We start from the raw sequence: 25,645 nt of genomic DNA on the forward strand, positions 1-25,645 counted from the left end.
CAGTTCCGCATGCAGCCCCGGTCTTACTTGATCAGGCGCAGGGTGAACGGGTAGCGATAGGCTTCGCCGTTGTTGGCCTTGACTGCGGCAATGATGCAGAACACCAGGTTGACGAGGCCCACGATCGGCGCCAGGATGCCGCCGATGATCACCACCATCAGGATGATGCTGATGACCATCGCGATGGTCACGGTGATCTGGAAGTTCAGCGCTTCCTTGGCCTGGTCGGTCACGAAAGCCTTGCTGGCGTCATCCTTGTTGATCAGCCAGATGATCAGGGCGCCGATGAACCAGGTGAAGATGCCCAGCAGGTGCGCAGCCAGCGCCATGGTGCGCTGGTCGGCCGGGGCATCCGTGGTTGCCGGCGGCGGCGGGACGTTATCGAATTCGCTCACGACAAAACTCCTTTTCATTGGGTGGTCTTGACCCACCAGCACCAAGCTGGTTGCGTCAGGCGGGCATAGCTTACGCCATCAACGCCATCAATCATTACCCGCGATGGTCATCCGCCCCAGCAGGATCGAGCCGGTCCGGATGTGCGAGCGCGGGTCGACGTCGCTGCCGACCGCCTCGATGCTGCTGAACATCTCGCGCAGGTTGCCGGCAATGGTGACGCCGTCCACCGGGTACTGGATCTCGCCGTTCTCGACGCGGAAACCGCCGGCGCCCCGCGAGTAGTCGCCGGTCACCCCATTGACGCCCTGCCCCATCAGTTCGGTCACCAGCAGGCCATCGCCCATCTGCCGGGCGATCTCTTCCAGCGAGCCGGCATTGGCCGCCAGCTGCAGGTTGTGCACGCCGCCGGCATTGGCGGTGGTCTGCAGGCCCAGCTTGCGTGCCGAATAGCTGCCCAGCACGTAGCGCTGCAGGACGCCGTCGCGCACCAGTGCCGAGGCACGGGTCGCCACGCCATCGCCGTCGAAGGCGGCCGAACGCAGGCCACGCCGCAGGTGCGGCAGCTCGTCGATCTGCATCCATTCCGGGAACAGGCGCTGCCCCACGCTGTCCAGCAGGAAACTGGCCTGGCGGTACAGCGCGCCGCCGGACACCGCCGACAGCAGGTGGCCGACCAGGCTGCGCGCCACTTCCGGGGCGAACAGCACCGGCATGCTGCCGGTGGCCAACGAACGCGGCTGCAGGCGGGCGATGGTGCGCTCGGCGGCACGACGCCCGACCCGGCCCACTTCCTCCAGGTCCTCGCGGGCCAGTGCGCTGGTGTACCAGCCATCACGCTGCATGCCGTCGCCCTGCCCGGCGATCAGTGCACAACCGATCGAATGGTGGGTGCCGCGCTCGCGGCCGATGAAGCCATGCGAATTGGCGTAGACCGACAGGCTCTGCATGCTCGACACCGAAGCGCCATCGGAATTGCGGATCTGCGCGTCGGCCTCGCGCCCCGCGTTCTCGCAGGCCAGCGCCAGGTCCACCGCCTCATCGGCCTGCAGCGCCCACGGGTGCCAGCCGTCCAGGTCGGGGAAGTCGGTGGCCATCAGCGCGGCCTCGGCCAGGCCGGCGGCCGGGTCGTCCTCGGTGTGCCGGGCGATCGCGCAGGCCTGCTCGACCGTGGCGGCCAGGCTGGCCTCGTTCAGGTCACCGGTGCTGGCGCTGCCCTTGCGCTGGCCGAAATAGACGGTCACCGCGATGCCACGGTCGCGGGTGGACTGCACGGTCTCCACTTCGCCAAGGCGGACATTGACCTCCAGGCCACGATCCTCGCTGCAGCTGACCTCGGCCTGGCTGGCGCCCAGCGCGCGGGCACGGTCGAGCAGTTGCTGGGAGAGGTCGGCCAGCCGTTCCAGCCGGGCCGGGCTGTCGTCGCCGACGGCCACTTCAGGGGCGATCACGTTCAATGCTTTATCCTGTACAGGTTGGGCCCGGCATCACGCCGGGCGACTTTTTTTGAGATCAGGTAGGGACGATGCGCGGACGCGACGAAGAAACCGGTGAATTCCACGACAAGAGCCGCAGCCAGAACCGGCGCGAAGCGCTCGACGTCCTGGCCCTGGGCGAGAAGCTGGTGTCGTTGACTCCGGCCCAGCTGGCGCGCCTGCCGATCCCGGAAGACCTGCTGCCGCATATCGCCGAGTGCAAGCGCATCACCGCCCACATCGCCCACAAGCGCCAGCTGGCGTTCCTGGCCAAGCACATGCGCCGCGAGGACGAGGCAACGCTGGACGCGATCCGCGATGCGCTGGACGCCAACAGCGAGACCGGCCGCCGCGAAGTGGCGATGATGCACCGCGTGGAGGACTGGCGCGACCGCCTGTTGGCCGACGGCGACAAGGCGCTGGCCGCCCTGCTTGACGACTACCCGCAGGCCGACCGCCAGCAGCTGCGCACCCTGGTACGCAACGCGCAGACCGAAAAGGCGAAGAACAAGCCGCCGCGCGCCTACCGCGAGATCTTCCAGGTGCTGCGCGCGCTGATGCTGCCGGCGGCGCTGGGCCTGAAGACGGCGGGCGACGAACACGCCGGCGATCCGGTCGACGAGGCCGACGAGGACTGAGCCCGCGCCGGCCCGGGCGGTGGCCGCGGCCATCGCCACGCTCAGGCCTGCGTACCGCCGACGGTGATGCCCTCGATCAACAGCGAGGGCTGGCCGACACCCACGGGCACACTCTGCCCGTCCTTGCCGCAGATGCCCACGCCCTCGTCCAGGGCCAGATCGTTGCCGACCATGCGCACCTTCTGCATGGTTTCCGGGCCGTTGCCGATCAGGGTCGCGCCCTTCACCGGGGTGGTGATGCGGCCATCCTCGATCAGGTAGGCCTCGGTGGCCGAGAACACGTACTTGCCGCTGGTGATGTCGACCTGGCCACCGCCGAAGTTGACCGCGTACAGGCCCTTCTTCACCGAACGGATCATCTCCTGCGGGTCGTGCTCGCCGGCGCGCATGTAGGTGTTGGTCATGCGTGGCATGGTCAGGTGCGCGAACGATTCGCGGCGCCCGTTGCCGGTCGGGGCCATGCCCATCAGCCGCGCGTTGAGGCTGTCCTGCATGTAGCCGACCAGGATGCCGTCCTCGATCAGCGGGGTGCACTGGCTCGGGTGGCCTTCGTCGTCGATGTTCAACGAACCGCGGCGGCCGTCCAGGGTGCCATCGTCGACGATGGTCACCCCGGGCGCGGCGACGCGCTCGCCGATGCGGCCGGCGTAGACACTGGTGCCCTTGCGGTTGAAGTCGCCTTCCAGTCCGTGGCCGACCGCCTCGTGCAGCAGCACGCCCGGCCAACCCGGGCCCAGCACCACCGGCATCATGCCGGCCGGCGCCGGCACCGCGTCCAGGTTCACCAGCGCCTGGCGCAGTGCTTCCTGAGCCAGGGCTTCGGGGCGACCGCTGGCAAACAGATCTTCATAGCCATAACGGCCACCGCCACCGGCGTAGCCGGACTCGCGACGGCCGTTGTGCTCGACAATGACCTGCACGTTCAGGCGTACCAGCGGACGCACATCGGCGGCCAGCACGCCGTCGCTGCGGGCGATCAGCACCGTATCGACGCCGCCGGACAGGCTCACCATCACCTGCTTCACGCGCGGGTCGGCGGCACGCAGGTAGCCATCCAGGCGCTTGAGCACCTCGACCTTGGCCTCGTTGCCGATGCCGTCGATCGGGTCCAGCGCCGGATACAACGCGCGCGCATTGCCGCGCAGCAGCGAACGTCCGGTCTGCGCACCGCCCTCGCGCGAGATCGCGCGCGCCGACTGCGCCGCCGCCAGCAGCGCATCGGCATGGATGTCATCGGAATAGGCGAAGCCGGTCTTCTCCCCGGAAATCGCCCGCACGCCCACGCCCTGTTCGATGGAATGGGCGCCGTCCTTGACGATGCCATCTTCCACGCTCCAGCTCTCGCGGCGGGCGTGCTGGAAGTAAAGGTCACCGAAGTCGACACCGGGGCCGAGCAACTGCCCGAAGGTGCGCTCCAGGCCGGCGGTATCCAGGCCGCCGGGGCGCAGCAGGCGGTCTTGGGCAAGCGTCAGGGCGATGTCAGTCATGGTCTCGATCTGGGGGTGCGGGGGCGCTCAGGCAAGCCCCGTGGACAGGAAGCCGCGCTCAGCGCGAGCGCGGCAGGTCGGTGACGGTCGGCGGGATGGCTGGCGCCGGGCTGGGCGTGGGCGGCGGCGGGGTCTTGTCGCGGCTGCGCTCGATCACTTCCACCTTCGGTTCCTTCCACGGGCCGGTCACCTTGTAGGTACGGGCACCGATCTCGCCCAGCGGCTTGGACAACACCGCATTGGTGGCTGCACCCAGCGCGGCCCCCACCGGGCCACCGGCCACCGCACCGACCACGGTGAGCAGGTTGCCCGCGCGCGGGTTGACGTCGATGGTCTGGTCGAACTGCTGGTTGCGCAGGTCGGCCTGGCCACGGATGGTGATGTTGGCCGCCGGGCCTTCGATCAGCACCTTGTCGGTGCGCGCCATGCCCTGCCCGAACTGCATGCTGCCGTCGATCTGGTTGAATGCGAAGCCCTTGGAGAAGAAGTCGCGGAAATCGAACATCAGGCGCCGCGGCAGCTGCGCGACGCTGAGCAGGCCCAGCACGCGCCCGGCGCCCGGCTCCAGCTCCAGCAGCTGGCCATTGCGCGCATGCAGGTCGAGGCTGCCCTGCAGGTTGCCCAGCTGGAAGTCCGACGGCCCCCCGCTCCAGGCCGCCTGCAGCTGCGCCTGGCCGGAACCGCCGCGCAGCTGGCCGCCGTAATCGAGGTTCTGCATCAGCCCGCCCAGGTCCTCGCTGCGCACCTGCGCGGTCAGTTCGGTTCGGGCGCCGCCCGTGCGGCCGAGCCAGCGGCCGGTGATGTCGATTTCCTGGTCCGGCGCGCGGAAACGCAACGCGTCCACGTTCAGGCCGTTGGCCAGCGGCCGCGTGCGCAGCACCGCCTGGCCCAGCACCACCTTGCCGAACTTCAGGTCGGCGATGTCCAGCGCGAACGGCGGCAGCTTGGCCGGGTCCATGTCATTGGCGCCGGCCTGTACCCGCGCCGGCGCGGCGGCGGCACCCGGTGCCGCCGGCAGTGACTGCCAGTGCACGCGGTCAAGCTGGCCGCTGATGGTGCCACCGTCGGCGTTGGGCACGGTCAGGCGGCCGGCCAGCGACGGCCCGTCCAGGCGCACGTCCAGTGCCTGCGGCCCCGGGTGCAGCTGCAGCCGGGTCTGCTCGAACACTCCGCCGATCAGCTTGAGCTGGCCGACCTGCACGTCGACCGCGCGCAGCGGCATCGCGTCGTCGTCACTGCCACCGCGCGCCAGGCTGATCCACTCCAGCGCATCCAGGGTCGGGCTGCGGCCATTGACCGTCAGTCCGCTCGCCGGCGGCTCGCGGTCGACATGGTCGCTGCCCAGCGTGACCTGCACGCCGGTCTGGTTGTTGTGGCTGCGCGCGGCCAGGGCCAGGCGCTGGCCGAAGGCCACGTCGATGCGGCCGGCGCCCATCGGCAGCTGCGCGGCCACCGTGGTCGCCAGCGGCTCGGAGGCCGGCTTGTCCAGCGGCGCCGGCAGGTCGAGCCGGGTGCCGACCAGGTCCGAGCTCAGTCGCAGCTCGCTCGGCGGCGCAGGGGCGCCTGGCGCCACCTTGGGCAGGTTGACGCCGATGGTCCAGGCCGAATTGCCGGTGATGTAAGGCTTGAGCCAGGCCATCTCGGGGGCACGGTCAATCAGCACGCCGGCATCGAGGCGGGCGCTCAGCTGTGACTCGAAGGCGCGCGTGCTGTCATGCACGTAACCGCCGGCACGCAGGCTCAGCCGTCCCTCCTGGCCGAGGTGGCGCACCGCCAGTTCTTCGGCGCCGAAACCGCCGTTGCTGTAGCGCGCCTGCCCGTGCATGTTGTCAAAGGTCAGCTGGAAGCGCTTGTCGACCAGCTTCACCCCGGCCAGATCGACCGTGCCCTGCAGGTGGCCCTCGCCTTCATCCTGATGCAGCGGCTGCAGCAGGTCGAAGGTCACATGGGCCGGACCGCTGGCGACCAGATTGTCCAGCGTATCGCCGTAGTCCTTGTGCAACGGGCTCTGGCGCAGCATCGCCAGCAGCTTGCCGGCCTCGCTCGGCGCATCGGCACGCACGTACAACGGCTGGTGCCCGAAGTCCGGAATGCCCGCTTCGAATCTCTGCACCGCCACGCCGGCAAGATCACCCCGTCCACGCATGTCGAAGCCAGGGCCGATGAAGGCAATGTCGGCGTCGACCTGGCTCATCAGCGGCCAGTCGTGCTGGAAGCGGATGTCGCCATTGGTGATGTGGCCGGTGGCCTCGAAGCGGCCATCATTGTTGTCGAACGGCCAGTCGTCCAGGTCGCCGGTGACCAGGCCGACGCCATTGCGCACCTGGCCACCGGCCAGCGCCATGTCCAGCCAGTCGGTGGCGCCCTTGCTCATCTTGGAATGGATCCAGAAGCGCTTGGCCGCCGTCATCGGCACGTCGTCCAGCTTCGCGGCCAGCTGCAGCCACGGCCGCGTGCCGTCGCCCTGGAACCAGACCCCGCCGCGCACGTCGGCCGCGTAGTCGGTACCTTCCACACGCATCGCCGGCGTTCCGATCCGCCAACCGCCGCCCTCGTCGCGCCAGCCCACGATCTGGCCAGCCAGGTGCAGGTCATGGCGCACACCGAAGCCGGTCGGCCAATCGAACTGCAGCTGCCGTTGCGGTTGCAGCTGCAGGCTGAAGCCGTCGGCGTCGCCTTCAAAGCGCCCGCCCAGGCCGCGCAGGCCGGGCGAGTTGCCCACGCTGGCGAAACCCAGCGACTGCAGTTCCCCCTGCGCCCACAGGGGGCCATCGCGTTCGCCCGACAGCTGCAACGCGCGCACGTCCAGCTGCGGCCTGGACAGGAACAGCCAGCGGCGCAGGCCCACCTCAAGGCGATCACTCAGGGCCAGCGCACGCAGTGCGATGCCGGCCTGCACGTCGCCGGAACGGACCCGCAGCTGTTTGCCGACCTGCAGCTGCAGGCCATCGAGGCGCTGCTCGCCGTCTTCATTCTTCAGCCGCAGCCGCGGAACCTGCAGCGCCCAGCCCTCGGCCTGGCGCTGCCAGCGCAGGCGGGCCTGCAGTCGCTGCAGCTGCAGCTGCGGCGCCGCCATGCCGGGTATCGGTGCGCCATCGATGCGCACGTCGCGCAGGTCCGAATCCGTGGTCAGCGCCACCGGCGCGAAATCGCGCAGGGTCAACCACAGGTTCAACTCGCCCTTGCCCTCGCGCAGGCGCACGCCGCCAGCCGCCAGCAAGGGCGCCCAGGCGTGGAAATCGACCGGGTCGGCGCCCAGCCAGGCCTCGCCGTTGCCGCGCGCGCGGTCAACGTCCAGCACCGCGGTCAGCGGCAGCGCTTCGGGCTGCGCCCAGGCGCGCACGCCCACGCGCAGCCGATCCCCATTGACCCGCAGGCGCAGATCGATGCGCGGCAGCGTGCTGTCGATGCCCAGCGCCGGCGCGTGCACGCTCAGGCGGCCGCCGATCACCTGCAGCTCGCCCAGCCGGCGCAGCGCATCGAGGGGATCACCACCGTTGTCGGACTGCGGCAGCCCGCGCACCGACCAGCGGCCGTGTTCATCCTGCTGCAGGTCCAGCGCCAGGCCGCGCAGGCGCAGCTCGGTCAACGAGTGGCCGGGCAGCAGCCCGCTGTACATCGACACCAGGACTTCGGCCTCGCCGATCGGCAGGCCCTGCCCGGCGCCGATGCGCAGGCCCTTCAGCTGCAGCAGCGGGCCACGCCGGGTCCAGGCGGTCTGCAGCTGGTCGAAACGCACCGGCTGGCCGGCACGCTCGCTCAGCCAGGCGGCAATCTTCTCCGGATGGCGCTCGGCCAGCGGCAGCAGCTGGCTGAGCGTGCCCACCAGCAGTGCAAGCCCGACCAGGCCCACCGCACAGGCGGCAATGAAATGACGGCGGATCCTTCGCAGTCGCAGGCGCGGCGGCGCGCTCATCGGCCACCGCCGGCCTGCGGCCGGCGACGATCAGAGCAGAACGACATCGAATTGCTCCTGCAGGTACTGCTCGTCCGCCTGGAAGCGGATGCTCTTGCCGAGGAATTCCTCCAGTTCGGCCACCGCCGCGGACTCCTCGTCGGTAATGCGCGCGACCACCTTGGTCGACGCGATCACCAGCAGGCGCGCGGCATCGAACTGTCGCACCGCGCGGGTGATCTCGCGGAAGATCTCGTAGGTCACCGTCTCGGTGGTCTTGATGCTGCCGCGGCCACTGCACTGCGGGCACGTTTCCGACAGCTGGCGCTCCAGGCTTTCCACCGTGCGCTTGCGGGTCATCTCCACCAGGCCCAGCGGCGAGAAATCATAGACCGTGGTCTTGGCGTGGTCGCGCGCCAGCGCCTTTTCCAGCGTGCGCAGCACCTGCCGGCGATGCTCGGCATCATCCATGTCGATGAAGTCGATGATGATGATGCCGCCCAGGTTGCGCAGCCGCAGCTGCCGCGCCACCGCCTGCGCAGCCTCCAGGTTGGTGCGGAACACCGTTTCTTCCAGGTTGCGCTGGCCGAGGAACGAACCGGTATTGACGTCGATGGTGGTCATCGCCTCGGTCTGGTCGATCACCAGGTAGCCACCGGATTTCAACGGCACCTGCTTGTCCAGCGCGCGGCCGATCTCGTCCTCCACCCCGAACATGTCGAAGATCGGGCGATCGCCGGAATACAGCTCCAGCTTCTCGGCCAGCACCGGCATGTACTTGGCGACGAAGGCCTGCAGCTGGCCGAAGGTCTCCTTCGAGTCCACCTTCACCTTGTCCACATCCTTGCGGATCAGGTCGCGCACCGAACGCAGCGGCAGGCTCAGGTCTTCATAGATGATGCTGCACGAGGGCGCTTCGCGGCCACGGCGCTCGACCACGTTCCACACGCGCGACAGGTAGGCGATGTCTTCGGCGATGGCCTCGGCCGGCTGGCCTTCGGCGTTGGTGCGCACGATGTAGCCGTAGCCGCCGTGCTGCGCCGACAGCTCGGTCACCAGCGCCTTCAGGCGGGCGCGCTCGGCTTCGTCTTCGATGCGCGCCGACACGCCCACCACCTTGGACTGCGGCAGCAGCACCATGTAGCGCGAAGGAATGCTGATCTGCGTGGTCAGGCGGGCGCCCTTGGTGCCGATCGGGTCCTTCACCACCTGCACCACGATGTCCTGGCCGTCGCGCAGCAGCTCGACGATCGGCACGCTGGCCGGCGGCGGCAGCGTGGTGTTCTCGGTGTCGGCACTGGCCACCGGCGCCGGCCGCACCACGTCGTTGGCGTGCAGGAACGCGGCGCGCTCCAGCCCGACCTCGACGAAGGCGGCCTGCATGCCGGGCATGACCCTCTGCACCTTGCCCTTGTAGATGTTGCCGACCACGCCACGGCGCCAGCCGCGCTCGATGTGCAGTTCCTGCAGCATGCCGTTCTCGATCACCGCGACCCGGGTCTCGCGCGGGGTCACATTGACCAGGATTTCCTCAGACATCGGCAGCCTCCCTGGCGGCATCGGCAATGGGGGCTGGCACGCCACAACGCGCCAGCAGACGATCGGTGTGCAGCAGCGGCAGCCCCATCACGCCGGAGTAGCTGCCGGAAAGATGTTCGATCCAGCGCTCGGCCCCACCCTGGATGGCGTAGGCGCCGGCCTTGTCCAGTGGCTCGCCGCTGGCGACATAGGCGGCAATGCTGGCGGCGTCGATCGGGGCGAAGGTCACCTCGGAAATGACCAGCTCACTGTCCAGGCCGCCCGCGCCGACCACCACCACCGCGGTCATCACCTGGTGGGTGCGCCCGGCCAGTCGCGCCAGCATCGCCCGCGCGTCGGCGGCATCGACCGGCTTGCCGAAGACCTCGCCGTCCAGCACGACCTCGGTATCCGAACCGAGCACCCGCGCCTGCGGGTCATCGGCCAGCACCTGGGCCAGCCCGGCGCGCGCCTTGTCGGCGGCAACCCGGCACACATACTGTTCGGCGCTTTCAGTGGCCGCGCGCTGCTCGACGACCTCCAGGTCAAGGGCCTGGAAGGGGCGTCCGAGTCGGGACAGCAGCTGGTTGCGTCGGGGGGAGCGGGAAGCAAGATAGAGCATCGGCACAGCATAACCTGAGGCCACCGCCTGAATCGTCGGCAACCCGTTACGGAACCGCTGCAACCCCGATCAGGCTCACAGCGCGTTCATCGCTACGACACCACCCTCACCGCCACAACAAGGAGATCCCATGCGCCTGACCGCCACCCCGCTGCTGCTCGCCCTGTCCCTCGCCCTTGGAACCTCGATGACCGCCCATGCCGCTCCGCCGTCGCCGCCGATCGCCGCCCCGGCCGAAGGCACCCTGCTGAACATCTCGGCCAACGCCGAAGCCACCCGTGTACCGGACGTGGCCACGCTGTCCGCCGGCGTGGTCACCCAGGCCGCCGACGGCAACAGCGCCATGCGCCAGAACGCCCAGCAGATGGACAAGGTGCTGGCCGCGATCAAGGCCGCCGGCATTGCCGAGCGCGACGTGCAGACCAGCGGCGTCAGCCTCAATCCGCAGTACCGCTACGCCGACAACGAAGCGCCGAAGATCACCGGCTACCAGGCCAGCAACACGGTCAGCCTCAAGGTGCGCGACATCGCCAAGCTCGGCAAGGTGCTGGACGCGCTGGCCGCGCAGGGCGCCAACCAGATCAACGGGCCCAGCTTCGAGATCGACCAGCCCGAGCCGGTCTATGACGAAGCCCGCCTGGCCGCCCTGAAGAAGGCCCAGGCCCGCGCCCAGACCTACGCCAGGTCGCTGGGCCTGCAGGTGCGCCGCATCGTCAGCATCTCCGAGAACAGCAACGGCGGTTTCCGCCCGATGCCGATGATGCGCACCATGGCGGCCGGTGCGGCGATGGACAAGGCCACTCCGGTCGCGCCGGGTGAATCCACCGTCTCGGTCAACCTGGACGTGGTGTTCGAACTGGGCCGCTGACCGCGTCTGCCCTGGCCGACAGAGGCGGGTCCCGCTGGGGCCCGCCTTTTTCATGCGTTCCGACGGCGCTGGCTGAAGGCCAGCCCAACACCCCTGCCCCTGCCTCTATGCAGTGGCGGCCCGGCCGCGCTACTGATGCAGTGCCAGCCGCGTGCGGCAACCCCGCCACGGACCCTGGTGCGTTGAGGACTTCGTCACTGGCATGGAGGTGGATCATGGTTCGTACGTACCCCGTTGCATCCCTGCATTTCGACCCCGCCCGGGTGGCCGCCTGGAGCGCGGCGATCGCCCTGCACCTGCTGGCCTTCCTGTTGCTGCTCATCCCTGCGACCTACCAGGCCGTGCAGGTGCCGCGTGAAAAGACGCCGGTCCGGCTGATCGAGAAGATCCCGCCCCCGCCGACGCCGCCGGTGCCGGTCCCGCCCAAGGAGATCGTCCAGGTGGTGCCGAAACCGCGAACGCAGCCGGTGGTACCGCCACTGCCCGCGCCCACCGCGACCGTGGAGGAGACCCAGGGCATCGCGCTGCCGGCCGCCGAACCGGCTCCGCCGCAGCTGGCGCCCAGCATCGACGCGTCCACCCCGTTGGCCGGCGCCCAGCTGCAGTACCGCAGCGCCCCTCCGCCGGCCTACCCGATCCAGTCCCTGCGCAACCACGAACAGGGCACGGTGCTGTTGCGGGTGGAAGTGGACAGCCATGGCCAACCGGTCGCGGTCAGCGTCGAGCGCAGCAGTGGCTCGCGCAACCTGGACCAGGCCGCCCGCCAGCAGGTACTCCGGCACTGGCGCTTCGAGCCCGCCCAGCGTGACGGCATGGCCGTTCCGGCCATCGGCCTGGTACCGGTGCAGTTCTCGCTGCCCGACTGAGCCCCACCACCGGCCCGGCCTCGCGCCGGGCCGCCCTCCTCCGGGGCCTGCGCCCGGAATGCGGACGGGGCGGGACCAAGCGTTACTGATTAAGCAAAATTTCACGACTTCGTCACCTGCAGGAAACCTAGATTGGCGCGTCCCGGCATCGATCCGGCGACAGCCCTCAACGCTACGGTTTTCCAGTTAGGAGAGAAGCTGTGAAACACCCGATCCAACGGCCCGCCAGCCGCCGCCGCAGCACCCTGGCATCGTCCATCACCCACATCCTCACCGGCGGCGCCCTGCTGCTGGCCGGCGCCGTCGCTTCCTCCTCCGCCTTCGCGCAGGAAAAGGCCACCAACCTCGACCGCATCACGGTCACCGGCTCCAACATTCCGCGCACCAACACCGAGACACCGTCGCCGGTGCAGGTGGTGACCCGCCAGGAAATCGACCGCACCGGCAAGACCTCGCTGGCCGAGTACCTGCAGACCATCACCGCCGATGGCGCCGGCTCGATTCCCAAGACCTTCGGCAACGGTTTCGCCGGCGGTGGCGCCGGCATCTCGCTGCGTGGCCTGGGTGCCGGCTCGACGCTGGTGCTGTTGAACGGCCGCCGCATGGCCACCTATGGCCTGGCCGATGACGGCCAGAAGGTCTTCACCGACCTCAGCACCATTCCGCTCGATGCCGTCGAGCGCGTGGAAGTGCTGAAGGACGGCGCCTCGGCCATCTATGGCTCCGACGCCATCGCCGGCGTGGTCAACATCATCCTGCGCAGCGACTTCCAGGGTGCCATCCTGCGTGGCTCCTACGGCCTGTCCGGTGACAGCGATGGCGACGCGAAGAAGGCGACCCTGACCGCCGGTACCGGCGATCTGGCCACCGACGGCTGGAACGCATTCTTCAGCCTGGACGTCGGCAAGACCGACGCGATCAAGATCAGCGACCGCAAGAACCGCAAGTGGATCGGCACCGGCGACACGCGCCCGTGGGGCTATGACAAGACCGCCCAGTTCCTGGGCGGTGCATATACCCGTGGCGGCACCTCCGGCGGTTCCGGCCCGAACGGTTCCTACCTCGACGCCACCGGCCACCTGGTGCCGCTGCCGGGCTGTACCGGCCTGACCACCATCGGTGGACAGACCCCGGCCAGCATCGCCGCCGATGGCTGCCTGTGGGATCCGGCGCAGCAGTACCGCGACCTGATTCCGGAAGAGAAGTACGTCAACGTGTTCGGCCGCGCCAGCTTCGCCTTCGGTGAAGGCGGCGAGATCTACACCGAGATCGGCTACTCGAAGAAGGAAACCATCTTCAGCAACACCCCGTCCGGCGTGTCGGGCGGCTGGGGCTACCCGGGCGGCCCGGTCAACGCCAACAGCGGCGACGGCGCGACCGTGCTCGGCCCGAACCACCCGGACAACCCGACCCCCGGCACCGCGCGCCGCGTGCGCTACTCCGCCTGGGATGTCGGCCCGCGCGTCACCGACAACACCAATGAGTTCAACCGCTTCCTGGTCGGCGTCAAGGGCAACTGGGGTGACTGGACCTACGACACCGCCTACCTGCACTCGGGCACCGACCTGACCAACAAGCGCACCGGCTTCCTGCGCTACAGCGCCGTTCGCTGTGCGCTGGGCAATGCCAACTGCGCCGGTGGCGTGTGGCGCATCGGTGACGATGCGGGCAAGAACTCGCAGGCCCTGTACGACTACATCTCGCCCACGATCAGTGCCCGCGCCAAGTCCAGCCTGGACATGTTCGACTTCACCGTCTCGCGCAGCCTGGCGGACCTGAAGGGTGGCCCGCTGGGCCTGGCGATCGGTACCGAATGGCGCAAGACCAGCAACAGCCTGACCCCGCAGACCTACACCGACCAGGGCGACATCATCGGCCTGGGCTACTCGGCCTATGACGGCACCCAGAACGTGTATGCCGGCTACGTCGAACTGTCGGCACCGGTGCTGGAACAGCTGGAACTGTCCGGTGCTGTGCGCTATGACAAGTACGAAAGCGGTGAAGGCAAGGCCACGCCGAAGCTGGGCGTGAAGTGGACCCCGGCCGACTGGATCGCCCTGCGCGCCAGCTACGCCGAAGGTTTCCGCGCGCCGAACCCGGCCGAGAACGGTGACGGTGGCCTGGCCGCCTTCTCCACTGCGGTCGACCCGGTGCGTTGCCAGATCAGCGGTGGTGCTGCCAGCGAGTGTGGCGCCAACTCGGTGGCGATCATCACCAAGCCGAACAAGCTGCTGAAGCCGGAAGAGTCCAAGAGCTACTCGGTCGGCATCGTGCTGCAGCCGACCTCGACCACGTCGATGACCGTCGATGCCTGGCAGATCAAGCGCACCAACGAGATCGTGCAAGGCAGCACCTCGGCGGCGATCCTCGCCGGCAACGTGCTGCGCGACAGCAACAATCTCAATGGCGTGGCCAACAGCGGCACGATCCTGGCAGTCAACACCGGCTACGTGAATGCCAGCTCGTCGCGTGTCCGCGGTATCGATACCGACATCCGCCAGACCTTCGAGATCGGCCCGGGCCAGCTCGAGCTGGACCTGCAGTGGAGCCACATCCTGAAGTTCGAGCGCACCGAAGGCGGCGACACGGTTGATTACGTGGGTACCCACGGCAACTGCGACGTCACCAACTGCATCGGTACCCCGAAGGACAAGGTCAACTTCGGCACCACCTGGAAGCAGGGCCCGTGGAGCGTCAGCGGCATCGTCAACTACATCAGCAAGATGGACAACACCGACAGCCGCGGTGGCAGCTACCTGGCCTTCTACGCTGACGGCACGCCGGTGACGAAGATCTCCTCGTTCACCACGATGGACCTGTCCGGTCGCTGGAGCATCAACGACTCGTTCGAACTCAACGCCTCGGTGGCCAACGTGTTCGACCGCATCGCCCCGCTCGACCCGACCACCTACGGCGCAGTGAACTACAACCCGATGCACTTCTCCGGTGCGCTGGGCCGTTACTACACCGTCGGCTTCAAGTACACGTTCAAGTAAGTCCGGTTGCAGTGTCACCCTCGAAGGCCCGGGCCATTGCCCGGGCCTTCGTCGTTCCGGCACGGACGGGCGCCAGCGGGCCAGGCCTTTCTTGCAGGCCTGTTCACAGGTACACGGCTACCGTGTCCCTGCGGCATCGCCGCCGCAGGGGATCTCCATGGCCGCAACATCGCAACGGCTGGGCCTGCCCGCGCTGACCGCACTGGTGGTCGGCTCGATGGTCGGCGCCGGCATCTTTTCGCTGCCGCAGAACGTCGCGCGCAGTGCCGGTCCGGCCGCCGCGCTGATCGGCTGGGCGGTCAGTGGCGCCGGCATGCTGATGCTGGCCTTCGTGTTCCAGGCCCTGGCCAATCGTCGGCCGGATCTTGATACCGGCATCTACGCCTACGCGCGCGAAGGCTTCGGCAACTACATCGGCTTCTCCGCGGCGTGGGGCTACTGGGTGGCCTCGGTACTCGGCAATGCCAGCTTCTTCGTGCTGATCTTCAGTGGCCTGGGCCACTTCATGCCGGTGTTCGGTGAAGGCAACACCCCGGCCGCCGTGGCGGCATCGTCCGTGCTGCTGTGGACCGTGCACCTGCTGGTGTTGCGCGGCCTGCGCACGGCCGCCATCGTCAACGGCCTGGTGACGGTGGCCAAGCTGCTGCCCATCGCACTGTTCCTGGTCCTGGCCGCAGGCGCATTCCGCATGGACGTGTTCCGGGCCGATTTCCTCGGCACGCCCGCCCTCGGCGATCTCGGCCAGCAACTGCGCGGCATGATGCTGGTCACCGTGTGGGTGTTCATCGGCATCGAAGGCGCCAGCATCTACTCGCGGCGCGCGGCACGGCGCGCCGATGTCGGCCGTGCCACCGTGATCGGTTTCCTCGGGGTCTGGCTGCTGCTGGTGCTGGTCAGCCTGCTGTCGATGGGCGTGCTGTCGCAGGCGGAACTGGCCGGGCTGCCCAACCCATCGATGGCCTACGTGCTGCGCGCCATTGTCGGCGAATGGGGCGCGACGGTGATCATCATCGGTTCGATCGTCTCCGTACTCGGCGCATTGCTGGCCTGGGTGCTGCTGTGTGCCGAAGTGCTGTATGCCGCCGCCGGTGATGGCACCATGCCGGCCTTCCTCGGCCGCGAGAACGCGCGTGGCGTGCCGGCCAATGCACTGTGGCTGAGCAATGGCCTGATCCAGTTGTTCCTGCTGCTGGTGCTGGTCAGTTCGGGCAGCTACACCGGGCTGGTGCTGCTCGCTGCGTCGATGAGCCTGGTGCCCTACTTCCTGTCCACGGCGTTCGGCGTGCAGCTGGCCTGGCGCGGGCAGGCCTACGCCGATGAGCCCGGTGTGCGCTGGCGTGATTTCGCGGTCGCATTGCTGGCCAGCGCCTACGCGCTGTGGCTGGTGTATGCCGGCGGCCTCGACAACCTGCTGTTGTCGGTGCTGCTGTACGTGCCCGGCGTGGTGCTGTTCGCACTGGCCCGGCGCCAGCGCGGCGAGCCGGTATTCACGCGTTGGGAATGGGTGCTGTTCGGCGCGATCCTGGCGGTGGCGATCGCCACGCTGGTCGCGTTCTGCAGGGGCCAGCTGGCACTGTAGAACCGAGCCCACGCTCGGCTTCGCACAGGCAGCCGAGCATGGCTTGGCTCTACAACCGGCGTTCCGCCAGCATGCCGATATCCTGCATCCAGCGCTCGGCCAGCTGCGTCCACGCCGCGACCGGTGCATCCTTCATGCGCAGCCCGAACGCGTGGCCGCCGCGTGCGAACAGGTGCATCTCCACCGGCACGCCCGCGTCCACCAGGGCACGGTAATAGGCCAGCGATTCGCGCACGTCATCGGTGCGATCGTCGGTGGCTTGCGCGATGAACGTCGGCGGCACGTTGTCATCCACGGTGATGTCGCTGACCAGCGACAATCCGCTCCCGTGCCCCGCCCACAGGTGCCCGGAATACATCACCATCGCGAAATCGGGACGGCTCGGCTGCTCATCCGCAGCATCCACCGGCGCGTAGCTGCGCAGCGCGTGCGTGCTCAGTCCAGCCACCACGTAACCACCGGCGGAAAAGCCGATCACCCCGATCCGCTTCGGATTGATTGACCAGCGCTCGGCCTGTGCGCGCAGCAGGCCCATTGCACGCTGTGCATCCTGCAGGGCCATCGGCACCTTCGGAATGTCGCGGCAGTTGCACTCCGGGTCCCAGTTCGGCCCGGATGCGGGCACCCGGTATTTCAGCAGTGCACAGGTGATGCCCTGTGCGGCCAGCCAGTCGCAGATCTCGCTGCCTTCCAGGTCCATCGCCAGCACCCGATAGCCTCCGCCAGGCACCACCATCACCGCGGTGCCGGTGGCCGGCCCCTTCGGTGGAAACACGGTGAGGGTCGGCGCAGCGACGTTCTGCAGCATCATCCAGTGTTCGCCACTGGCTTCGGAGGTCACTTCGCTGATCTGCTCGGGCCCCTTCAACTTCGGCGGCGCGCTCACCGTGCCCTGCGGCCACAACGGAAGCTCGGTGGTGCCCTGTGGCGGATGCCAGGTGGAAGGGGCGGCCTTCGTTGTGGCGAACGGCGCCATCGCCAGCAGCAGGAAGCTCGAGGACAGGAGCGCACGCATGATCGGCATCCATGGTTGCAGCGGAAGAGTGTAGCGCCGGGCCCATGCTCGGCTTCGAGAAGGCAGTCGCGCGCGGACTCGGCGCTGCAACACGACAAAAAAAAACCTGCATCTCGCGATGCAGGTTTCTCAAGGTGGCGCCCGAAGTTGGACTCGAACCAACGACCCCCTGATTAACAGTCAAGTGCTCTAACCGGCTGAGCTATTCGGGCAGACGACTAGTATAACCCCTCTTCACGCGCGATGGTAGGGGTGATTGGCAATCATTGCGGCGGCGCGATAAAGCTGCTCGGCCACCACCAGGCGCACCAGCATGTGCGGCAGCGTCAGCGGCCCGATCGACCACTTCTCGTCGGCCAGCGCGGACACCTCCGGCGAATGCCCTTCCGGGCCACCGATCAGGAACGCCAGGTCCCTGCCCTGCCCGCGCCAGTGTTCCAGGCGCTGCGCCAGCTGTTCGGAGCTCAGTTGCCGCCCTGGCACATCCAGCGCCACCACATAGGCGTTCTTCGGCAGCGCGGCGATCACACGCTTGCCTTCCTCTTCGGTGGCGCGCCGCGGATCACGCCCCTTGCCGCGCAGGCCGGGCTCGATCTCCACCAGCTCGAACGGCAGCCAGTGCGACAACCGCTTCTGGTATTCGGCGAAGCCCTGCGCGACCCAGCTGGGCGCGCGTTCACCGGTGGCGATCAGGCGGGCTTTCATCAACGGTCCTCCAAAACGTCGACGGCGCCATCGGCGCCGTCGAAGGGATGCATCAACGTGCGGCTCAGGCCACTTCGTCGTCGCTGGATGGCGGCTGGTCGCCGACGGTCCACAGGCGCTCGAGGGCGTAGAACTCACGCACGCGCGGCAGCATCACGTGGACGATCACATCGCCCAGATCGACCAGCACCCATTCGGCTTCGCGCTCGCCTTCGACACCCAGCGGCATCACGTCGAGGTTCTTGGCGAAGCGCACGACTTCATCGGCGATCGACTTGACGTGGCGGGTCGAAGTACCCGAGACGACGATCATGTAATCGGCAACGCTGGACCGGCCGCGCACATCGATCTCGACCAGGTCCTTGGCCTTCAGGTCTTCGGTGGCTTGGCGGACGCTGGCCAGCAGTTCCGGCACGGACGGCGGCGGGCTGGGCAGATCGACCTTGATGGTCTGGGGCTGGGTCTGGTTGCTCAAAGTGGATCGACTCGGTAAACGTGGGGGCGATTATACGGGGATGGCGCGGCCGCGCCATTCACGCTGTGGCCGGGCGGTACAGGCCGTGTGCAGCGACATAGTCGGCCACGGCCGGCGGCAGCAGCGCGCGCCAGGGGCCACCGGCGGCGATCTGCGCACGCACGGTGCTGGCCGATTCTTCGCGCAGCGGGTGGTGCAGGCGCAGGATGCGCCCGGCCGGGCTGGCGAACAGGGCCTGCTCGTTGTCGGCCCAGCGCCCTTGCAGGGCACGCCCCAGCGCGCCGTCGACCGCCCCCTGCAGGGGGCTGCCCGGCCGTTCGGCCACGACGAAGTGGGCCAGCCCGAACAGGGCCTCCCACTCGTGCCAGGCCGACAGGCCCAGCAGGCTGTCGGCGCCGACCAGCCAGGCCAGCGGCCGGCTCGGGCCCAGCTCGGCACGCAGTTCGCGCAGGGTGTCGACGGTATAGGACGGGCGACCGGGAAAGCGGCTGGCACGGTCCAGCTCGCGATGGTCCAGCAGAAGGCCGGGTTCATCGCCGATGGCCAGAGAGAGCATGGCAAAGCGCTGTTCAGCGGTTGCGCCCGGCACCGCGCGATGCGGCGGATCGGCCGCCGGCAGCATGCGCACGGCCACCTGCAGTTCGTCGCGGGCGGCCCGCGCGATCGCCAGGTGCCCCAGGTGCACCGGATCGAAGGTGCCCCCGTAATAGATCCGCAGGCTCATCGCTCAGGCCCGTGCCAGCAGGCGCACGGCACGCGGCTCGGCCACCGCCACCAGCAGGCGCTCCAGCGCCAGCCAGGCATCGCCGTCGGCCCGCCCCTTGGCGATGCGATCGACCAGCCCGGCTTCGGCCACGAAGCGCTCCCAGCGCTTGCCTTCCGGGTGACGTTGCAGCGCGCGCTTGTAGGGCGCCTGCCGCGATTCCCAGATGCCACGCGATTTCATCTCGGCGGCCAGGTTGCCGCCACGCGCCTGCACGCGCGCGAGGCCGGCACCCGCCAGCAGTTCGCGGATCACGATCGGCATCAATGCAGCCACCGCCTCGCCTTCACCGCGCAGGCCGGCCAGCATGCGCAGCACGGCCGGTGGCTGGCCGGAGAACGTCGCCTCCACCAGCCGGAACACGTCGTAGCGGGCGGCGTCAGCCACCAGCGACTCCATCCGTTCCACATCCAGCGGCTGGCCGTCGGCCAGCAGCGCCAGCTTGTCGATTTCCTGGGCCGCGGCCAGCAGGTTGCCTTCCACCCGCTCGGCCAGGCGCTGCACGGCGGCGGGATCGGCACGCAGGCCCTTGCCGCGCAGGCGGCGTTCGATCCAGTCCGGCAGTTCGTGCGGCTTGATCGCCCAGGCCACCGACAGCACGCCGATGCGGCTGACCGCCTCGGCCCACTTGCCCTGATGGGCCTTGCTCCATTCATTGGCAGTGATCATCAGCACCACGTCCGGCGCCGGGTTGGCGCAGAACTGGCTGATCACCTCGGCACCGTCCTTGCCCGGCTTGCCGCTGGGCAGGCGCACCTCGACCAGGCGGCGGGCACTGAACAGGCTGGGCGCGTTGAAGCTGGCGTCGAGCTGGTTCCAGTCGAAGTCACGGCCGTCGGCGTCGAACACCTCGCGTTCGCCGATGCCCGAGGCGCGCGCGCGCGCGCGGATGGCATCGGCCGCCTCCAGCACGCGCAGGGTCTCCGGGCCTGCGATCAGGTACACCGGCGCCAAGGGGGTGTCAGCGCCCTGGCTGGCCAGCTGCTCCGGACGCAGTTCCATCGTCGCTGCCGCTCAGTGCTTGGCGTCGGCGGCCGGCACGGCCGGCACCGCACCCTCGATCGGCTTCGGCGCGGACAGGCTGCCCCCCTTGTCGAGCTCGGCGCGGACCACGCTGTCGATGCGGCGGATGATCGAGGCGGACATTTCCCGGCGCAGCTCCGTGGCCAGGATTTCGCGTTCGGTGGTGGTACCGGTAGCGTCGGTCGGCGGCGACACGTAATCGCGCGACAGCTCAATCACCTGCTGCGGCACCAGCTCGCTGCCATCCTCGCGGCGGAAGATGAAGATCACCGCGTAGCGCAGGCTGTATTCCTGTGCGCGGCCCTGCGAGTCGATGGCGATCGGCAGGTCACCCCAGCGCTCGGACAGCACCTGCAGCTGGGCACTGGGCTCCTTGCTGTCTTCGTCGGCGAGCCTGGCGCCGGAGGCCAGCAGGCTGCGGTTGAGCAGCTTGACCAGTTCGCTGTACGGAGCGGTGGATACCACCTTCACCGGGGCGGTGTCGGTCGGCAACATCAGCTTGTTGCGCAGATGGAAGCCGCAGCCGGCAAGGCCGAGGACAAGAACGAGGGCAAGCAGGATTCGGGTCATGGAGACAGTCTGGCGGAGCCGGGCGATCACGGCAACACACAGCCTGCCCGAAGCCGCGTGAATGCAGGGCCATCAACCGCCTGGCCCTGCACCGGAAAGGCACCGTCCGCCACGCGGGCGGACGGTGCGGGGTACATCAGGCGGCGACGATGTTCACGATCTTGCCCGGCACGATGATGATCTTGCGCACCGTCAGGCCTTCCATGAACTTGGCCGCGTTGGGCTCGGCCAGGGCCAGTGCCTCCACCTGCTCGCGCGCGGCGTCGGCCGCGACCTCGATGGTGCCACGCAGCTTGCCGTTGACCTGCACCGCCAGGGTCAGCGCATCGCGCACCAGCGCGCTGCTGTCGGCCTGCGGGAACGGCTGGTCTTCCAGCAGCGTCTCGCCGTGGCCCAGTACCTGCCACAGGGCGTGGCTGGCATGCGGGGTGATCGGGTTCAGCAGCAGCACGATGGCCTGCAGCGCTTCCTGGCGCACCGCGCGGCCCTGCTCGCTGCCGTCCTCGAACTTGGCCAGTGCGTTCATCAGCTCCATCACCGCAGCGATCGCGGTGTTGAAGCTGTGGCGGCGGCCGTAGTCGTCACCGACCTTGCCGATGGTTTCGTGGGTCTTGCGGCGCAGCGCCTTCTGGTTGGCGTCCAGCGCAGCAACGTCCAGCGCCGGGGCGGCGCCGTCGGCGGCATGCTTCTGCACCTGGGCCCAGAGGCGGCGCAGGAAACGCGCCATGCCGTCCACGCCGGCCTCGTTCCACTCCAGCGACTGCTCCGGCGGCGCGGCGAACATCGAGAACAGGCGCACGGTGTCGGCGCCGTACTTGCCGACCATCGCCTGCGGGTCCACGCCGTTGTTCTTCGACTTGGACATCTTCTCGGTACCGCCCACCACCACCGGCTGGCCATCGGCGATCAGGGTGGCACCCGTGATGCGGCCGCGCTCGTCGCGCTGCACTTCCACATCGGCCGGGTTGATCCAGTCCTTCGAACCGTCCGGGTTCGGGCGGTAATAGGTTTCGGCGATCACCATGCCCTGGCACAGCAGGTTGCGTGCCGGTTCGTTGCTGTCCACCATCCGCGCGTCGCGCAGCAGCTTGTGGTAGAAGCGGAAATACATCAGGTGCAGGATCGCGTGCTCGATGCCGCCGATGTACTGGTCGACCGGCAGCCAGTAGTTGCCGCGCTTGTCGACCGCATCACGGGCACCCGGCGAGGTGTAGCGGGCGTAGTACCAGCTCGACTCCATGAAGGTATCGAAGGTATCGGTCTCGCGCTCGGCGGCGCCGCCGCAGTCCGGGCAGGTGGTCTTGCGCCATTCCGGGTCGGTCTTGATCGGCGAACCGGTGCCGGAGAACGCCACGTCCTCCGGCAGCACCACCGGCAGCTGTTCTTCCGGCACCGGCACTGCGCCGCACTTGGCGCAGTAGATCACCGGAATCGGGCAGCCCCAGTAGCGCTGGCGGCTCACGCCCCAGTCGCGCAGGCGGTAGTTGACGCGGCGCTGGCCCTGGGCCTTGCGCTCGAAACGTTCGGCCAGCGCTTCGAAGGCGCCCTGGAAGTCCAGGCCGTCGAATTCGGCCGAATTTACCAGAATACCCTTGTCACCAAATGCCTCCTTGGTGCACTTGGATTCAAAGTCCTTGATCGTGTGCTCGAACATGCCTCGCTGATCGGTCGGCACAGGATCCCGCGGAGCTGAAGCCCCCAGCCTGTCTACGTCAGCTGCAAACGCAACGCCACTGGACAGAGCTTCCCGAGCTGCCACAACTTCTGCGGGCTCAACCACGATCTTGATGGGCAATCCGTATTTCTGGGCGACTTCAAAGTCGCGCTGGTCATGGCCCGGCACCGCCATCACCGCGCCGGTGCCGTAGCCCATCAGCACGAAATTGGCGACCCACACCGGGACCGGCTCGCCGGTGACCGGGTGCAGCGCGCGCAGGCCGGTGTCCATGCCGCGCTTTTCCTGGGTCTCCAGCTCGGCCTCGGACACACCGCCCTGCTTCAGGTCGGCCAGCAGCGCGGCCAGTTCCGGATTGTTCTTCGCCGCGTGCAGCGCCAGCGGGTGTTCGGCGGCGATCGACACGAAGGTCACGCCCATCACCGTGTCCGGGCGCGTGGTGAACACGCGCAGCGGGTCCAGCGCGCTGCCGTCGACATCGCGCACGTCGAACTGGATTTCCAGGCCTTCGGAACGGCCGATCCAGTTGCGCTGCATGGTCTTGACCGATTCCGGCCAGCCGTCCAGCTCGTCCAGGCCATCCAGCAGCTCCTGGGCGTAGTCGGTGATGCGCAGGAACCACTGCGGGATCTCGCGCTTCTCGACCAGGGCGCCCGAGCGCCAGCCGCGGCCGTCGATGACCTGCTCGTTGGCCAGCACGGTCTGGTCGACCGGGTCCCAGTTCACCACGGCATTGCGACGATAGGCCAGGCCCTTGCGCATCAGGCGGGTGAACATGCGCTGCTCGTGGACGTAATAGTCCGGGCGGCAGGTGGCGAACTCGCGCGACCAGTCGATGGCATAGCCCAGCGACTTCAGCTGGCTGCGCATGTGGTCGATGTTCTTGTAGGTCCACGCCGCCGGCGCGGTCTTGTTCTTGATCGCGGCATTTTCCGCCGGCAGGCCGAACGCGTCCCAGCCCATCGGCTGCAGCACGTTGTGGCCGGTCATGCGCTTGTAGCGGCTGATCACGTCGCCAATCGTGTAATTGCGCACGTGGCCCATGTGCAGCGCACCGGACGGGTACGGAAGCATCGACAGGCAGTAGTACTTCGGCTTGTCCGAAGTCTCGTCGACCTCGAAGGCACGGGTGGCGTCCCAGTACTGCTGGGCGGCGGATTCAACCTGCTGCGGGTCGTAGGCGTTGGTTTCAGCGCTGGTCATGGAACACGCGGATGCGGCGGCAAAGCGGTACAGCGTACCGCAGTGCGGCAAACGTCTCCAATCCTGCCCGCCGGACAGCAGCGTCGCCGCGCTGCCGAGGCCGTCTCAGCGCAGGCGCGACAGCGGCAGGGCCGCAGCCAGCCAGACCGCCCAGCAGGCAAACGCCAGCCGTTGGGCCAGCGGCGCCGGCAGTACGCCCTGCAGGGCAAACGCCGCCAGCGCGGCCAGCACGCCGCAGCCCAGCGCCAGGACGCCCAGAGCGCGGCCATGCGCCTGGCGCAGACCGGACACGGCCAGCAGCACGCTGCCGGCGACGAAGCCCAGTACCCAGATCATCCAGGCACTGGCATGCAGCTGGCTGGCCGGCCCATGCAGGTCGTCCACGTCCAGCGGCAGCGCGCCCATTGCGGCAAACGCCAGGCCGGCCAGCAGCAGCATCTGGCTGCCGACCCGCGGCGCCCAGCCGGCCCCGGTCGGCAGGGTGCGCCGCAGGCGTTCAGCCACCCCCGCCGCCAACAGTCCGGGCAGCACGAAGCCGACGAGATTGAAGGCCAACGCATGCGGCACCCCGCGCGCGCCCAGCAGCGCCACCGGGTGGCGGCCCTGGGCATAGCCGTCCAGGCCAGCACCAAAGCCGGCCACGGCAAGGACGAACGCGACTGCAGCAAGCAGCCCCAACCACCGATCAAGCCGGACCACAGACATCGCGCGCAAACACCCGGAACAGGAATGGACCACCGCATTGTCGCGGCAGCGGCACGAAGCGCCAAGCGGTCGTGCGTTTCAGCATCGGCAGGTGGGTGAGCCACGCGCGGTACTGCGTGCCGCGCCCCTGGGGCCGTCACCGCGGGCCTGTGGGCCCGCCGCGCGGGTGCGCGGGATGTGATGGCAGGGTTGAGACCGACATCGATCGTCACCATAGAATCGGTCTCCAGAGACCAAGCGATGCCTCCCCCATGACCGAGACGACCTACGTATTCGACGCCACCACTGCGACCTTCGAGGCCGAAGTCCTGCAGAAGTCGCTGCAGACGCCAGTGCTGGTCGACTTCTGGGCCACCTGGTGCGGGCCGTGCAAGACCCTGGGCCCGATGCTGGAAAAGCTGGCCGCCGAGTACAACGGCGCCTTCGAGCTGGCCAAGGTCGACGTCGACAAGGAACAGCAGATCGCGGCGGCCTTCCAGATCCGGTCGGTGCCCACCGTGTTCCTGGTCAAGGGCGGCCAGCTGGTGGATGGATTCCCCGGCGCGATTCCGGAAGGCCAGCTGCGTGAGTTCCTGGCCCAGCATGGCGTCGTGCCGGCCGATCTCGGCGATGCCGCCCCCGAAGACGACACGCCGCTGGACCCGCAGGCGCAGGTCGACGTGCTGCGCGCGCAGATCGCCGCCGAACCGGACAAGGATGAGCTGAAGCTCGACCTCGCCCTGGCCCTGCTGCAGATCGGCGGCGTCGACGAGGCTGGCACCCTGATCGACGGCCTGCCGGCCAATCTGGCCACCGACGACCGTGCCGTGCGCGCGCGCGCCCGTCTGGCCTTCGCCGCCGCGCTGAAGGACGCCCCGCCGGCCGAGGTGCTCGACGCGCGCATCGCCGCTGATGGCAAGGATCTCCAGGCCCGCCACCTGCGCGGCGTGCAGCTGCTGCTGGGCGGCCATGACGAAGCCGCGCTGGCCCAGTTCCTGGAAATGCTGCGGATCGACCGCGGATTCGAGGACGGCCTGCCGCGCAAGGCCCTGATCGACGCCTTCAATGTGATCGCCGACGAGGACCTGGTTGGCCAGTACCGCCGCCGCATGGCGTCGCTGCTGTTCTGAACAGGAGCCCGCTCCGTTCAGAATCCCTGCACTGAACGCGGGCAATAATGCGCGCGCTGGCGGCC

Annotated in this window: 20 protein-coding genes and 1 tRNA gene; 6 read left to right on the forward strand and 15 right to left on the reverse strand. The window is 68.5% G+C overall.

Going from position 1 to position 25,645, the window contains the following annotated elements; all coding sequences use genetic code 11:
• Positions 1–23: 23 nt before the first annotated feature.
• A complete protein-coding gene (locus BLS66_RS01840) occupies positions 24–395 on the reverse strand; it encodes a DUF4870 domain-containing protein (protein WP_049467833.1) in 372 nt (123 codons plus the stop codon).
• An 87-nt stretch (positions 396–482) separates the two neighbouring features.
• Complete coding sequence (gene pmbA, locus BLS66_RS01845) at positions 483–1,850, reverse strand: metalloprotease PmbA (protein WP_053460986.1); 1,368 nt, start codon at positions 1,848–1,850, stop codon at positions 483–485.
• A 68-nt stretch (positions 1,851–1,918) separates the two neighbouring features.
• On the opposite strand from pmbA, the gene yjgA reads away from it, so the two are divergent.
• On the forward strand, positions 1,919–2,506 hold the full coding sequence (gene yjgA / locus BLS66_RS01850; protein WP_074724953.1) for a ribosome biogenesis factor YjgA: 588 nt from the start codon (positions 1,919–1,921) through the stop codon (positions 2,504–2,506).
• A 41-nt stretch (positions 2,507–2,547) separates the two neighbouring features.
• On the opposite strand, the gene tldD is transcribed toward yjgA, so the two are convergent.
• The 4 genes from tldD to BLS66_RS01870 are packed head-to-tail and all read right to left on the reverse strand — an operon-like array spanning position 2,548 to position 10,028.
• Positions 2,548–3,993: a metalloprotease TldD gene (gene tldD, locus BLS66_RS01855; RefSeq protein ID WP_049467842.1), complete on the reverse strand. Its 1,446-nt coding sequence runs from the start codon at positions 3,991–3,993 to the stop codon at positions 2,548–2,550.
• Positions 3,994–4,051: 58 nt separating this feature from the next.
• Complete coding sequence (locus BLS66_RS01860) at positions 4,052–7,909, reverse strand: YhdP family protein (protein ID WP_074724954.1); 3,858 nt, start codon at positions 7,907–7,909, stop codon at positions 4,052–4,054.
• A 30-nt stretch (positions 7,910–7,939) separates the two neighbouring features.
• The gene (gene rng / locus BLS66_RS01865) at positions 7,940–9,427 is read right to left on the reverse strand and encodes a ribonuclease G (protein WP_019662105.1); all 1,488 of its coding nucleotides are present in this window, start codon (positions 9,425–9,427) and stop codon (positions 7,940–7,942) included.
• The gene (locus BLS66_RS01870; RefSeq protein ID WP_074724955.1) at positions 9,420–10,028 is read right to left on the reverse strand and encodes a Maf family nucleotide pyrophosphatase; all 609 of its coding nucleotides are present in this window, start codon (positions 10,026–10,028) and stop codon (positions 9,420–9,422) included. Before BLS66_RS01870 ends, rng begins: the two co-directional genes overlap by 8 nt.
• A 130-nt stretch (positions 10,029–10,158) precedes the next feature.
• Here BLS66_RS01870 and BLS66_RS01875 point away from each other — a divergent pair, with 130 nt between their 5' ends.
• The 4 genes from BLS66_RS01875 (at position 10,159) to arcD (ending at position 16,337) form a co-directional block, all read left to right on the forward strand.
• A complete protein-coding gene (locus BLS66_RS01875) occupies positions 10,159–10,896 on the forward strand; it encodes an SIMPL domain-containing protein (protein ID WP_049412455.1) in 738 nt (245 codons plus the stop codon).
• A gap of 215 nt (positions 10,897–11,111) precedes the next feature.
• Positions 11,112–11,762, forward strand: coding sequence for an energy transducer TonB (locus tag BLS66_RS01880; RefSeq protein WP_057494615.1), 651 nt, complete (start codon positions 11,112–11,114; stop codon positions 11,760–11,762).
• 200 nt (positions 11,763–11,962) lie between these two features.
• Complete coding sequence (locus BLS66_RS01885) at positions 11,963–14,758, forward strand: TonB-dependent receptor (RefSeq protein WP_053460991.1); 2,796 nt, start codon at positions 11,963–11,965, stop codon at positions 14,756–14,758.
• A 157-nt stretch (positions 14,759–14,915) separates the two neighbouring features.
• Complete coding sequence (gene arcD, locus BLS66_RS01890) at positions 14,916–16,337, forward strand: arginine-ornithine antiporter (protein WP_057494616.1); 1,422 nt, start codon at positions 14,916–14,918, stop codon at positions 16,335–16,337.
• Between the two features lie 49 nt (positions 16,338–16,386).
• Here the strand turns inward: arcD and BLS66_RS01895 are convergent, their stop codons facing one another.
• The 9 genes from BLS66_RS01895 to BLS66_RS01935 form a co-directional block, all read right to left on the reverse strand.
• A complete protein-coding gene (locus tag BLS66_RS01895) occupies positions 16,387–17,313 on the reverse strand; it encodes an alpha/beta hydrolase (protein ID WP_425513285.1) in 927 nt (308 codons plus the stop codon).
• Positions 17,314–17,487: 174 nt separating this feature from the next.
• Positions 17,488–17,564 (reverse strand) — tRNA-Asn (locus tag BLS66_RS01900).
• Positions 17,565–17,586: 22 nt separating this feature from the next.
• Positions 17,587–18,057 carry a 23S rRNA (pseudouridine(1915)-N(3))-methyltransferase RlmH gene (gene rlmH, locus BLS66_RS01905; protein WP_014647944.1) on the reverse strand — a complete coding sequence of 157 codons (471 nt, stop codon included), beginning with the start codon at positions 18,055–18,057 and terminating at the stop codon, positions 17,587–17,589.
• Between the two features lie 64 nt (positions 18,058–18,121).
• The gene (rsfS, locus tag BLS66_RS01910; protein ID WP_005410536.1) at positions 18,122–18,532 is read right to left on the reverse strand and encodes a ribosome silencing factor; all 411 of its coding nucleotides are present in this window, start codon (positions 18,530–18,532) and stop codon (positions 18,122–18,124) included.
• A gap of 58 nt (positions 18,533–18,590) precedes the next feature.
• Positions 18,591–19,256: a nicotinate-nucleotide adenylyltransferase gene (nadD, locus tag BLS66_RS01915; protein ID WP_049468604.1), complete on the reverse strand. Its 666-nt coding sequence runs from the start codon at positions 19,254–19,256 to the stop codon at positions 18,591–18,593.
• Between the two features lie 3 nt (positions 19,257–19,259).
• Positions 19,260–20,297: a DNA polymerase III subunit delta gene (gene holA, locus BLS66_RS01920; protein WP_074724956.1), complete on the reverse strand. Its 1,038-nt coding sequence runs from the start codon at positions 20,295–20,297 to the stop codon at positions 19,260–19,262.
• 12 nt (positions 20,298–20,309) lie between these two features.
• A complete protein-coding gene (locus tag BLS66_RS01925; RefSeq protein WP_074724957.1) occupies positions 20,310–20,888 on the reverse strand; it encodes an LPS-assembly lipoprotein LptE in 579 nt (192 codons plus the stop codon).
• A 136-nt stretch (positions 20,889–21,024) separates the two neighbouring features.
• On the reverse strand, positions 21,025–23,766 hold the full coding sequence (gene leuS / locus BLS66_RS01930; RefSeq protein ID WP_074725081.1) for a leucine--tRNA ligase: 2,742 nt from the start codon (positions 23,764–23,766) through the stop codon (positions 21,025–21,027).
• A 105-nt stretch (positions 23,767–23,871) separates the two neighbouring features.
• Positions 23,872–24,471 carry a DUF998 domain-containing protein gene (locus tag BLS66_RS01935; RefSeq protein WP_064238957.1) on the reverse strand — a complete coding sequence of 200 codons (600 nt, stop codon included), beginning with the start codon at positions 24,469–24,471 and terminating at the stop codon, positions 23,872–23,874.
• Between the two features lie 251 nt (positions 24,472–24,722).
• Between BLS66_RS01935 and trxA the strand changes: the two genes are divergently transcribed.
• Positions 24,723–25,580 (forward strand): thioredoxin, encoded by an 858-nt coding sequence (gene trxA, locus BLS66_RS01940; protein ID WP_064238958.1) that lies wholly within the window; start codon positions 24,723–24,725, stop codon positions 25,578–25,580.
• Positions 25,581–25,645: the final 65 nt, after the last annotated feature.

The sequence above is a fragment of the Stenotrophomonas pavanii genome, assembly GCF_900101175.1.
GTDB lineage: Bacteria > Pseudomonadota > Gammaproteobacteria > Xanthomonadales > Xanthomonadaceae > Stenotrophomonas > Stenotrophomonas pavanii.

Coding starts and splice junctions, on each gene's coding strand:
- tldD (WP_049467842.1), bottom strand. CDS start 3,993: ATGACTGACATCGCCCTGACGCTTGCCCAAGACCGCCTGCTGCGCCCC.
- BLS66_RS01880 (WP_057494615.1), top strand. CDS start 11,112: ATGGTTCGTACGTACCCCGTTGCATCCCTGCATTTCGACCCCGCCCGG.
- yjgA (WP_074724953.1), top strand. CDS start 1,919: ATGCGCGGACGCGACGAAGAAACCGGTGAATTCCACGACAAGAGCCGC.
- rlmH (WP_014647944.1), bottom strand. CDS start 18,057: ATGAAAGCCCGCCTGATCGCCACCGGTGAACGCGCGCCCAGCTGGGTC.
- trxA (WP_064238958.1), top strand. CDS start 24,723: ATGACCGAGACGACCTACGTATTCGACGCCACCACTGCGACCTTCGAG.
- BLS66_RS01925 (WP_074724957.1), bottom strand. CDS start 20,888: ATGACCCGAATCCTGCTTGCCCTCGTTCTTGTCCTCGGCCTTGCCGGC.
- holA (WP_074724956.1), bottom strand. CDS start 20,297: ATGGAACTGCGTCCGGAGCAGCTGGCCAGCCAGGGCGCTGACACCCCC.
- leuS (WP_074725081.1), bottom strand. CDS start 23,766: ATGACCAGCGCTGAAACCAACGCCTACGACCCGCAGCAGGTTGAATCC.
- nadD (WP_049468604.1), bottom strand. CDS start 19,256: ATGAGCCTGCGGATCTATTACGGGGGCACCTTCGATCCGGTGCACCTG.
- rng (WP_019662105.1), bottom strand. CDS start 9,427: ATGTCTGAGGAAATCCTGGTCAATGTGACCCCGCGCGAGACCCGGGTC.
- arcD (WP_057494616.1), top strand. CDS start 14,916: ATGGCCGCAACATCGCAACGGCTGGGCCTGCCCGCGCTGACCGCACTG.
- BLS66_RS01875 (WP_049412455.1), top strand. CDS start 10,159: ATGCGCCTGACCGCCACCCCGCTGCTGCTCGCCCTGTCCCTCGCCCTT.
- BLS66_RS01935 (WP_064238957.1), bottom strand. CDS start 24,471: ATGTCTGTGGTCCGGCTTGATCGGTGGTTGGGGCTGCTTGCTGCAGTC.
- BLS66_RS01895 (WP_425513285.1), bottom strand. CDS start 17,313: ATGGCGCCGTTCGCCACAACGAAGGCCGCCCCTTCCACCTGGCATCCG.
- BLS66_RS01860 (WP_074724954.1), bottom strand. CDS start 7,909: ATGAGCGCGCCGCCGCGCCTGCGACTGCGAAGGATCCGCCGTCATTTC.
- BLS66_RS01870 (WP_074724955.1), bottom strand. CDS start 10,028: ATGCTCTATCTTGCTTCCCGCTCCCCCCGACGCAACCAGCTGCTGTCC.